We start from the raw sequence: 10,938 nt of genomic DNA, 5'->3' as shown, positions 1-10,938 counted from the left end.
CGCCCCTGAAACAAGAGCCGCCTTGAAGCGGCTCGACTGGCTAGCGTTCAGAGCGCGTAGTGACGCAACTCACGGGCAATCACCAGGCGCTGGATTTCGCTGGAGCCCTCGTAGATCTGCGTGATCCGTGCGTCCCGGTAATAGCGCTCCACCGGGTAGTCTTCCAGATAGCCATAACCGCCATGGATCTGCACAGCGTTGGAACAGACTTTTTCGGCCATTTCCGAGGCAAACAGCTTGGCCTGGGAGGCTTCTGACAAACAGGGTTTCCCCGCGCTGCGCAGGCGTGCTGCATGCAAAATCAGCAAGCGTGAAGCGTTTAATTGGGTGTGCATGTCGGCAAGCATATTAGCGATGCTTTGATGCTCGATGATCGGCTTGTCGAACTGCACTCGTTCGCGGGCATAGGCCAGCGCGGCTTCAAACGCGGCACGGGCGATACCCAATGCTTGGGCAGCGATGCCAATGCGCCCGCCTTCAAGGTTGGACAGAGCGATGTTCAGTCCTTTACCACGCTCGCCGAGCAAATTGGCGGCGGGAATACGGCAATCATTCAACGTGACGGCGCAGGTGTCGGACGCGCGAATGCCCATTTTATGTTCGGTACGATCAACGATAAATCCGGCGGTGTCGGTGGGCACCAAAAACGCTGACAGGCCTTTCTTGCCCAGCTCGGGGTCCGTCACCGCAAAGACAATGGCCAGTTTGGCGCGTTTGCCGTTGCTGACGAACTGTTTGGCGCCGTTGATGATCCACTGACCGTCATGCAGCTCGGCGCGGGTGCGCAGGTTATGCGCTTCAGAGCCGGCTTGCGGTTCGGTCAGGCAAAAACAACCAATCGCCTGACCGCTGGCCAATGCGGGCAGCCATGTTTGTTTTTGAGCGTCGGTGCCGTAGTTGAGCACCGGGCCACAGCCCACGGAATTGTGGATACTCATCAGCGCACCGGTGGCGCCATCGCCTGCGGAGATTTCCTCTACCGCCAGCGCATAGGCCACGTAACCGACATAGGTGCCGCCCCATGCTTCGGGGACTACCATACCGAGCAAACCCAATTCACCCAGGGTGGCGACCAATTTATCGTCGATCCAGCCGGCTTTCTCCCACGCCTGGGCGTGGGGCGCGATTTCATTGCGGGCAAAGTCGCGCGCCATGTCGCGGATCATTACTTGCTCATCGGTCAGTTCAAGATCGTGCATGGCATCAGTCCTCTTGGCCGATGAAGAAACGTTCGACGTGCTTGGCAGTGAGTGCCCGCAAGGTGGGCGGGTTCCACTTCGGTTGGTTGTCTTTGTCGATGATCATTGCGCGCACACCCTCAATCAGATCGCCATGTTCGAACCACAGGCGGTCCACGTGCAGTTCCATCTCAAAACACGCTTCAAGCGGCAAGCGACGACCGCGCCTGAGCATTGCCAGCGTCACCGACATCGCCAAGGGCGAACGGCTTTCCATCACATTGGCGGTACGCAGGGCCCATTCGTGACTGTCGGCGACCGTGACTGCGCGCAATTGCTCAATGATGCTTGGAACATCGGGCAGACCAAAAAAGTGATCAATGACCGGGCGCAGCTTTTGCAATGGCGCATCGGGTAACTGCTGCACGCCGATTTTTGTCAGCAGGTTTTGCAGGTCTTTAAGCGCGTTGTCATTCCACGACAGGCTGTCCAATGCCTTGTCCAACTGCGCCAATGAGTCGCTGTTTACGTGCCAGTCGGCCAGGCCGCAATACAGCGCATCTGCTGCGCTGATTTGCACGCCGGTGACGCCGAGGTAAATGCCCAACTCACCGAGTAAGCGGGGGAGAAAATAACTGCCGCCCACGTCCGGGAAATATCCGATCGCCACTTCCGGCATCGCCAATCGGCTGCGCTCGGTGACCACGCGCAGATCGGCGCCCTGGGCCAGGCCCATGCCGCCGCCCAGAACATAACCGTCCATCAGCGCAAGCACCGGTTTGCGGTAATGATGAAGCGTCAGGTCGAGGGCGTACTCTTCGAAGAAGAAGTCCAGATGAACCGTCAGGCCGTTTTTAAAACTGTCGTACAGCGAACGAATATCGCCGCCTGCGCAAAATGCTTTGTCGCCGCTGCCACGCAATACCACGGCGACTATCTCGTCGTCGTGTGCCCATAGATCAAGCTGCACTTGCAGCGTACGCACCATGTCCAGGTTGATGGCATTCAAGCCTGCGGGGCGATTGAGGGTTAAATGACCGATATGATTGCGCACGCTGATCAATACCGCGTCGGGGTCGCGGCCAGCGTCTGCATCTTGAATTCGAGGAAATAAAATCTCACTGCTCATTCACTGTTTCCCTGCATCTTTATTGTTCTGGTTCTCGTTTGGCGCGAGAAATACCTGCCGGATCCTACCAGTGCAAATTTGCAAAATACAATCGGGAATGATGCAGCGTGGGTGCGCGTTTTTGCTTGGGCGGCCTTTCACACGGTTTGCATTTAATGTGCGAGCAGACCGTTTTCGAGCCGCAGATCAGCTCAACGCAACAGGTTATCAAACAGAATATGGATGAGGTTCTTCAGGGGGTCGGTGCTGCGTTGGGCCTTGCCTAGCAGCACGGCTCCCTGCAACGAAGACACGATAAATAACGCGGTTTTTTCGCACTCGAACCCCTCATGCAACTCCCCCGCAGCCACTGCTTGCTTGAGGCAGTCAGCGATGTTGTCCTGCAACGACGAGAATATTTCCACCAGTCGATTACGGATGATGTCGCTGTGTTCACTGGCTTCGGCGGCAAGGTTGCCGTACAGGCAGCCAATGTTAAGGCAGCCGTTTTCCAGGGTTTGCTGATGAAAATCGAAATAACTGCGTAACCGTGCCAATGGCGATAGCGAGGCGTTATGCAAGGTTTCATCAAGCACCGAGTTTGTGTTCACGGCGTAGAGGTCGAGAATTTCCAGACCAAACAGTTCCTTGGAAATGAAGTGATTGGTAAATGAACCCTGAGGCACGCCTGCCGCTTGCACAATGTCTCGCACGCTGGCGCCTGCGAACCCACGTTCATGCACGACCTTAAGGCCTTCGGTCAGTATTTTGTCGCGGTGTGATGGTTTAGCCATGGCTCGATAATCTGCTCATACACAGTTGAAATCTATTTATCCGCTGAGGCGGCCAACAGGTTGTCTTTCAAGAAGTCGATCAACGCCCTTAGTTTAGGCGAAGCGTGGCGACTTGACGGCCATAACATCCAAAGCGCTCCGCTGTGAACAACGAAATCTTCCAGTACCAGTTGCAGTTCACCCCGACTTAACGAGTCGCGGACTACCAAATCTGCAATGCAGGCGATTCCCATGCCTTGCAACGCCAAATAGTGTTGGGATTCGGTGGTCGAGCAGATGGCTGTTTTCGTCAAACGTGGTATCGGCGACGCATCGGGTGTCTGGAGCGGCCAGTGCTCGATCTTACCCGTCGCCGGAAATTTGTGCAGCAGACAGGCGTGATTCGCCAAGTCGCGGGGATGTTGCGGGACGCCGCGTTGGTTGAGGTACCCAGGGGAGGCAACCAACACCAGGCGAAACGTGCCCACCTGGTGCGATATCAGCCGGTCGCGCGACACTTTTACCTACGGCTGAAGCGGAAGTATCGAGTAACTTGGCGGCTTCGGTAAAACTGGGTGTTTCCGCGACCTGCACGAAAATACTGATGCCGCTCAGACTGTCCATTCCGTTCCTGATCTAGGGGTTGGCTCCTACAGAGGGTTGAGCGTTCACGCTTTCAAACTGAACAACGCCACCTGCGGCTCGTCACTCACCCAGTAATCGCTCACCGACCAACCGGCGCTGGCAGCAAGGGCGGTAAAAGACTCGACGGTGAATTTGTGGGAGTTCTCAGTGTGAAGGCGCTCTCCCGCAGCAAAATGGAACGTATGCCCAGCCACTTTAACCACTTGCTCAGTCTGACTGACGAGATGCATTTCCATGCGTTCGTCGATTTCGTTCCACAGCGCCAGGTGCTCAAATGCCTCGATATTGAAATTGCCGTCGAGTTCGCGGTTAATGCGGGTCAACAGGTTCTTGTTGAAATGCCCCGTCACGCCCTCGGCATCGTCGTACGCGGCAACCAAAATATCAGCGTTTTTGACCAAGTCCACGCCAACAATAAAGTGCGCGCCTTCACCCAGTAACCCATGAGCCAAGCGCAGAAATTTCGTCGCTTGCGCAGGGGTAAAGTTGCCGATGGTCGAGCCGGGGAAAAACCCCACGCAGGTGTGCCCGGCTACTTCGGTTGGCAGTTTCAACGCGCGGCTGAAGTCATCGATTTGCGGCGCTACCTTCAGCGTCGGGTAACTTTTTTTCAACAGCGCGGCCGCTTTTTTAAGTGCATTGGCGCTGATGTCGATGGGCACGTAAACGGCGATTTGCGGTGCAGCGTCAAGCAGCAGGCGGGTTTTGTCACTGGCCCCGCTGCCGAATTCCACCAAGGCCGCGCCTTCTGGAATCAGCGCGGCGATCTGTTGGGCGACGTCAGTCAGCAGGCCGGTTTCAGCACGGGTCGGATAATATTCGGGGGTCCGGCAAATGGCTTCAAACAGCTCTGAGCCAGCTGCGTCATAGAAATATTTGGGCGATAGATTTTTCACCGGCGCAGATAACCCGGTGACGACGTCGCGGGCAAACTCGCTGTCGTGGCTGTTGACCACCCCCGGTTGGCGCGTATCCCGGGCCAAGCGCAGGCCGGAAAACATCCAGCGCTTGTCCGGGCCGAAAAAATTTCGGTAGGTCGTGCGGGAATGACCCGGCGCAGTGATGCTGGCGCCGCCACGCAAGACCATCACGTTGATCATGAACTTGCCGTTGTATTCACCCACTGCACTGTCGGCCGGACGAAATCCTGGGTAGGCGTTGTAGGCACTTTGTGTCCACTGCCACGCCACGTCGTCGACTTGCTCCAGCAGGCCGGCTTCGGCGGCGGCTTCCCATTCTGCTTCGGTGGGCAGACGCGCATCCGCCCAGTGGGCAAACGCCGCTGCCTCGTAATAACTGATGCTGATCACTGGGGCCGCTGGGTCAATCGCTTCCAGCCCGCGCAACGTCATGTGTTGCCAGCCGTGTTCATCGTGTTGCCAGTACACCGGCGAGTTCCAGCCCTCGGCCTGAACCGTGGCCCAACCGTCTGCTAGCCACAGCCCGACCTTGCTGTAGCCGCCGTCGGCCATGAAAGCCAGCCATTCGCCGTTGGTCACCAACCGGTCACTGATTTCAAACGACTGGAGGAACGTCGTGTGCCGAGGGCCTTCATTGTCGAACGCGAAACCTTGGCCCTTGTGGCCGATGTCAGTGAGGCCGCCTTTGAGCGGTTTGAACTGACCACGACGCCCCGAGATATCTTTAGCCCAGCGCGGGTCATAAGCGGGTTTGAGCGAAGAAATACTAAACAGATGCAGGATGTCCATCAGCAACAGTTCCTGATGCTGCTCTTCGTGGGACAAGCCCAGTTCGATCAAGTCCGACATCTCTTTATTCATCGGCAACAGCAACAAGGTGCGCATGTGTTCGTCGACGTACTTGCGGTAGTCCACTACCTGATCCACGGTCGGACGTGTCATCAACCCGCGCTGGGGGCGAGGCTGACGCGGGCCAATGGCTTCGTAGTAAGAGTTGAACAGGTAGGCGAACGCTGGATCGAACGGGCGGTAGTCAGCCAGGTTTTCACGCAGTAAGAAGGTTTCAAAAAACCAGCTGGTATGAGCAATGTGCCATTTGGCAGGGCTGGCGTCCGGCATCGACTGAACGACCATGTCCTCAGCGCTGAGCGGTGCGATCAGGCTCTCGGTCCGGCTTCGAGTGGTCAGATAGCGCTTGAGTAATGCGTTACCGGCGGGGGCGTCGCGTAGCTCGCTGGAGGTGTTGGTCATCAGGTTTTTCTCTCCGGTGAATCCGTCTTTCAGCGGGTCTGCTGATCCTTTGCTGTTTCCAAAGAAAGAATGCAGGGCCTAGTACGTTCTTTTCATGACCGGGCCGGGGCGAAATGCTCATGCACCCCGTCCCGGCCCGAAAAGCGATAAAGCGTTACGGCTCAAAAGCGCTTGGTTCTGCCCTACGCGGCGTCTACCTCAAAGGTCACCTTGTTAGGGTAAAACGCCACGTGTTCCTTTATTTCAGCCACCGATGGATAGGCTTCATCGTAGGTCCACACCGCATTCTCAGCCGTTTTTCCATCAGCATTCAGGCTGTAATAGTTGGCGTCACCTTTGTATGGGCAATGAGTTTGATGTTCGGTGCGCGTGTAACGTTCAGCCCGAATATCGGATCGAGGAATATAAAAAACCGCTGGGTACTTGGCTTCTTCGAGTTTCAGAGCCTTGTCAGTCTGTGCAACGACAACGCCTTGGAACTTGACCGTGACGCGTCCTTGAACCGGAGAGAGGGTAATAGGATGATCGGGGCCGGGAATTTTCATGATGGTCAGACCTTATTCAGTGGATTGGCTCGGGAGAGCGTAGACGATCACTGCACCAGAATATGGATGACCGTATTATTTATTTTGCCGAATATGTACGATCGTATTTTTGATGTCAATCGGCCGACGGACTGGCCCTGTTCATACGTTTTCAGGCCAGCAGGGCCATTAACCCACCCTGGCGATCCAGCAAAGCGAGATCGTCGAAACCGCCGACGTGATGATCACCGATGAAAATCTGCGGCACGCTACGGCGACCGCTCAGGGCCATCATTTCCTTGCGCCGGGCGGAATCGAATTCGATATTGAATTCTTGTACCTCGACGCCTTTGTTGGCGAGCAAGGATTTGGCGTTACGGCAGTAAGGACAGGTACTCGTGGTGTACAGGGTAACGGTGGTCATGACAAAAAATCCTCTTGGGATCGGAAAATTCAGGCGCTATGGGCACCAGGATCGCTGCATGGTAGCGAGGTCGAATCTCTTTTCGGGTGCAAAGGCTCGCTGGTTTGCGACAGATCGTCAAAATTTCGATCCCTTCAGACGTGTTTGGCGATCACTGTCAAAACGGAAGCAGGGGCAGGAATTTCCCGTCAAGGGTGATCACTGCACGAGAGCCGCCTTGCGGGTCATCAACTTTTTTAATGTCCAGTTTGAAGTTGATCGCGCTGATGATTCCGTCGCCAAATTGCTCGTGCACCAGCGCCTTCAGGGTTGTGCCGTAGATCTGGATCATTTCATAGAAGCGGTAGATGGTCGGGTCGGTGGGGACACCGCCAGCGATGCTGCCGCGCAATGGGATGATCTGCAGACGAGCAATGGCGTCGTCGTCCAGCTCCAGGCGCTCGCCGACAATTTTTGCCGCACTTTCTGGCAGCGGGTGTTGGCCAAGGATCGCAGCAGTGACGTACGCCAGGCTCAGGCCGGTGCCGTCGGTGAGGTCCTGCCATGACAGATTTTTGCGGGCTTTTATCGCCAGAATGTCAGTGGTCAGGGCCAGGGTTGGGTCTTGATACGCGTGAGACTGATGCATGGGATGACTCCGTTAACTGTAAAGAGACGGGGCAGGTTTGAATCCGATCATGAGCGGATGCAACTATTAGTTCCAAGACGCATATACAATCCGAACCATAAGTTTTGCCTATAAGAGGCTTGCCGTGCTACTTCGACATCTGCGTTACCTGCTGGCAGTGGCCGATCATGGCAATTTCACCCGCGCGGCCCAGGCGCTGCATGTGTCTCAGCCAACCTTGTCGCAGCAGATCAAACAGCTGGAAGCGTCGCTGGGGGCTGAGTTACTCGACCGAAGCGCACGCTCAGTACAGCCTACGGATGCCGGTGCTGCTTACATTGAATACGCCCGTCGGGTCCTTCGGGAACTGGAGGCGGGCAAGCGCGCGATTCACGACGTGAAGGATTTGTCGCGGGGCACCCTGCGGCTGGGGATGACCCCGACGTTCATGGCCTACCTGGTCGGCCCGTTGCTGAGGGATTTTCTGGCGCTGTACCCGAAGGTTCAGTTCGAGGTATTCGAGTTGTCGATGATCGACATTGAAGCCAGGCTTGCGGATGACACCTTGGATATCGCCATTGCCTTCGCCGAAGGGGGCAATCCGGATATCCAGCATGTGCCGCTGTACGTGGAAAAACTCGGGTTGGCGGTTGGGCGTGATCACCCTTTATTCAATCGCACTGAACCTTTGTCACTGGCCGAACTGGAGCGCGTGCCCCTCGCGTTGCTGACGCCAGAGTTTGTTACCCGAACCTGCATCGACGATTACTACACCACGCACGGAATTATCCCCCTGGTGATCGTGGAGGCAAATTCGGTCAATGCCATTCTGGAGATCGTCCGGCACACCGGCATTGCTACGATTCTTCCTGAAGCGACTGCCCTTCAAGATCCCACGCTGAGGAAAATCGAATGGGTGCAAGCACCTCCCCAGCGAACAGCCGCGCTGCTTCGGCGCAAGAACGGCTACCAAAGCACCATGTCGATGGAGTTTGAGAAACTGGTGAAGGCGAAGCTTTCTGACACCCGCTCGAAACCACTGTAGGCGCCAACGTGTTGGCGAGAGTCCTTCGGACCTGATCGCAGCCTTCGGTGCTCCTACAGAATTTTGTGCATCGCCCGAGTCTGTGGGACCGAGTTTATTCGGGAAGGGTTCAGTCCTGACACGCTGCAAATCTTAAACAGCACAAAGTACCACCCAGTTTACTGCGCGACAGCGCGACCCCTCCTACAAATGTTGTTTATTTGCCTGACGGCTTCCAGGTTTTTAACAGCAGCGCATTGCTGACCACCGAGACGCTGGACAAGGCCATGGCTGCGCCGGCGATGACCGGATTTAGAAAGCCAAACGCTGCCAGTGGAATGCCGACCATGTTGAAGACGAATGCCCAGAACAGGTTTTGCCGAATTTTCGCGTAGGTCTTGCGGCTGATGTCCAGTGCGGCAGGGATCAGCAGGGGGTCGCCGCGCATCAAGGTGATGCCAGCGGTGTGCATCGCGACGTCGGTGCCGCCGCCCATGGCGATGCCGATGTCCGCAGCGGCCAGGGCCGGGGCGTCGTTGATGCCGTCGCCGACCATTGCCACCACTCTGGTTTTCTTCAGCTCAACCACCATGGCCGCTTTGTCCGCCGGCAGCACTTGCGCATGCACATCGGCGATGCCCAGCGCTTGGGCCGCCCAGTGGGCGCTGCCTTGGTTGTCGCCCGTCAGCAAGTGGCTGCTGATGTGCCGCGCGGTCAGTTCCTTGATGGCCTGCTCGGCGCCAGGCTTAAGGGTGTCACCAAAGGCGAATAGCCCGAGTACTGCGGGCGTAGGACCCACCTCAATCAGCCAGGACAACGTTTGACCCTCGGACTCCCACGCCTGTGCGTCGGCGGTCATCCCCGCCATGTCGAGTCGGTTTTCTTGCAAAATCCGCTGGCTGCCCAAGGCCAATGACCGACCGTCTACTGTTCCGGTGATGCCCCGACCGGTCAACGACTGGCTCGCGGTCACTGAAGCGACCGGCAAATGACGCTCTTTGCAGGCGTCCAAAACGGCTTTGGCCAAGGGATGCTCACTGCCCAGTTGCAGCGCGCCGGCCCATTGCAGCAGCTGCTCTTGATTGCCATCCACTGCAGACACGTGGCTGATACGCGGTTTGCCTGAGGTTAAGGTCCCGGTCTTGTCGAGGACCACGGCCGTTACTTCGTGGGCACGCTCCAAGGCTTCGGCGTCTTTGATCAGAATGCCAAAACGCGCGGCCACACCGGTCCCGGCCATGATCGCGGTGGGGGTCGCCAACCCCAAGGCACAAGGGCAAGCTATCACCAACACCGCCACAGCATTGATCAGCGCGACTTCCATAGGGACGCCCACCCATAACCAACCCAGCAGGGTCACAATGGCAATCAGCAGTACCACTGGAACGAAGATTTCGCTGACTTTGTCCACCAGCTTTTGGATCGGCGCCTTGGCGGCTTGAGCGTCTTCGACCAGACGAATAATGCGCGACAGCACCGATTCGGCGCCGATGGCCGTGGTTTTAACCCGCAGCCGACCTTCGCCATTAATCGCGCCGCCGGTGACTTTATCCCCAGGCTGTTTGAACACTGGCAGGCTCTCGCCACTGATCAACGCTTCGTCGGCGTGGCTTTGGCCTTCGATCACCTCACCGTCAACTGGAAAGCGCTCACCGGGTTTGACTGACACCACATCGTTCAAGCGCAGAGCGCTGATAGCCACGTCTCGTTCCTGACCGTCGACGATTTGAATGGCGCGTTCGGGACGCAGCGCTTCAAGGGCGCGGATGGCCCCGGCGGTTTGCCGTTTCGCGCGGCTTTCCAAGTATTTGCCCAGCAGTACCAAGGCGATCACCACCGCCGACGCTTCGAAATACAGGTGCGGCATCTCGCCCGCTGCGGTTTTGGCCCATTCGTACACACTAAGCCCGTAACCGGCGCTGGTACCCAATGCGACCAGCAGGTCCATGTTCCCGGACTTGGCCCGGACGGCTTTCCACGCGGCGATGTAGAAGCGCGCGCCGAAGATGAATTGCACCGGCGTGGCCAAAGCAAACTGCACCCAGGGCGCCAACATCCAATGCACGCCGAACGGCTGCAACAGCATCGGAATCACCAGTGGCAATGCCAGGATAATCGCCAGCAGTAACGTCACGCGTTCAGTGTGCAGGTGTTTTTGTTGTTGTTTCAGGGTGGTTTGTCGGTCTTCGATCGGGCGCGCGCCGTAGCCGGCGTCATCGACCGCAGCAATCAATGCCGCCAGATCAGTAGCGCCGACAAACTCAATCCGGGCGCGCTCAGTGGCGAGGTTGACGCTGGCACTCTTGACCCCGGCGACTCGGTTCAGCGCCCGCTCGACACGGCCGGAACACGAGGCACAGGTCATGCCTGAGATAGAGAGGTTGGCGGTGGTGGACGCGATCATCACTGGGGCTCCATGAGTGATTTGACCCACGCAGCATCAACCTTCCCCTTAGGTTAAGGTCAAGGGTCTTTTTTAGTGTT

The 10,938-nt window shown here is 57.1% G+C and carries 10 protein-coding genes and 1 pseudogene; 1 reads left to right on the top strand and 10 read right to left on the bottom strand.

Annotated elements, in window-relative coordinates; genetic code table 11:
- Positions 1 to 47 precede the first annotated feature (47 nt).
- The 9 genes and pseudogenes from RHM59_RS09510 to cynS all read right to left on the bottom strand — a co-directional run bounded on the left by RHM59_RS09510 (position 48) and on the right by cynS (position 7,451).
- Complete coding sequence (locus RHM59_RS09510; RefSeq protein ID WP_322183637.1) at positions 48 to 1,199, bottom strand: acyl-CoA dehydrogenase family protein; 1,152 nt, start codon at positions 1,197 to 1,199, stop codon at positions 48 to 50.
- A gap of 4 nt (positions 1,200 to 1,203) precedes the next feature.
- Positions 1,204 to 2,307, bottom strand: a complete 1,104-nt coding sequence (locus RHM59_RS09505; protein WP_322165367.1) for an enoyl-CoA hydratase/isomerase family protein — start codon at positions 2,305 to 2,307, stop codon at positions 1,204 to 1,206.
- Between the two features lie 191 nt (positions 2,308 to 2,498).
- Positions 2,499 to 3,080, bottom strand: a complete 582-nt coding sequence (locus tag RHM59_RS09500) for a TetR family transcriptional regulator C-terminal domain-containing protein (RefSeq protein ID WP_322165366.1) — start codon at positions 3,078 to 3,080, stop codon at positions 2,499 to 2,501.
- Positions 3,081 to 3,112: 32 nt separating this feature from the next.
- Positions 3,113 to 3,577 (bottom strand): LysR substrate-binding domain-containing protein, encoded by a 465-nt coding sequence (locus RHM59_RS09495; protein ID WP_416195064.1) that lies wholly within the window; start codon positions 3,575 to 3,577, stop codon positions 3,113 to 3,115.
- Between the two features lie 34 nt (positions 3,578 to 3,611).
- Positions 3,612 to 3,683: pseudogene (locus tag RHM59_RS25505) on the bottom strand (hypothetical protein); the annotation flags it as partial.
- A 44-nt stretch (positions 3,684 to 3,727) separates the two neighbouring features.
- Positions 3,728 to 5,875, bottom strand: a complete 2,148-nt coding sequence (gene egtB / locus RHM59_RS09490) for an ergothioneine biosynthesis protein EgtB (protein ID WP_322165365.1) — start codon at positions 5,873 to 5,875, stop codon at positions 3,728 to 3,730.
- Between the two features lie 182 nt (positions 5,876 to 6,057).
- Positions 6,058 to 6,420, bottom strand: coding sequence for a DUF427 domain-containing protein (locus RHM59_RS09485; protein ID WP_322183638.1), 363 nt, complete (start codon positions 6,418 to 6,420; stop codon positions 6,058 to 6,060).
- Positions 6,421 to 6,571: 151 nt separating this feature from the next.
- Complete coding sequence (gene grxC / locus RHM59_RS09480) at positions 6,572 to 6,823, bottom strand: glutaredoxin 3 (RefSeq protein ID WP_322165363.1); 252 nt, start codon at positions 6,821 to 6,823, stop codon at positions 6,572 to 6,574.
- Positions 6,824 to 6,980: 157 nt separating this feature from the next.
- Positions 6,981 to 7,451 (bottom strand): cyanase, encoded by a 471-nt coding sequence (cynS, locus tag RHM59_RS09475; RefSeq protein WP_322165362.1) that lies wholly within the window; start codon positions 7,449 to 7,451, stop codon positions 6,981 to 6,983.
- A 124-nt stretch (positions 7,452 to 7,575) separates the two neighbouring features.
- On the opposite strand from cynS, the gene cynR reads away from it, so the two are divergent.
- The gene (gene cynR / locus RHM59_RS09470) at positions 7,576 to 8,475 is read left to right on the top strand and encodes a transcriptional regulator CynR (RefSeq protein WP_322165361.1); all 900 of its coding nucleotides are present in this window, start codon (positions 7,576 to 7,578) and stop codon (positions 8,473 to 8,475) included.
- A gap of 196 nt (positions 8,476 to 8,671) precedes the next feature.
- On the opposite strand, the gene RHM59_RS09465 is transcribed toward cynR, so the two are convergent.
- A complete protein-coding gene (locus tag RHM59_RS09465) occupies positions 8,672 to 10,858 on the bottom strand; it encodes a heavy metal translocating P-type ATPase (RefSeq protein WP_322165360.1) in 2,187 nt (728 codons plus the stop codon).
- Positions 10,859 to 10,938: the final 80 nt, after the last annotated feature.

The sequence above is a fragment of the Pseudomonas sp. MH10 genome, from assembly GCF_034353045.1.
In the GTDB taxonomy this organism is placed as follows: Bacteria; Pseudomonadota; Gammaproteobacteria; order Pseudomonadales; family Pseudomonadaceae; genus Aquipseudomonas.
This window is presented reverse-complemented; position numbering and strand designations above follow the sequence as displayed.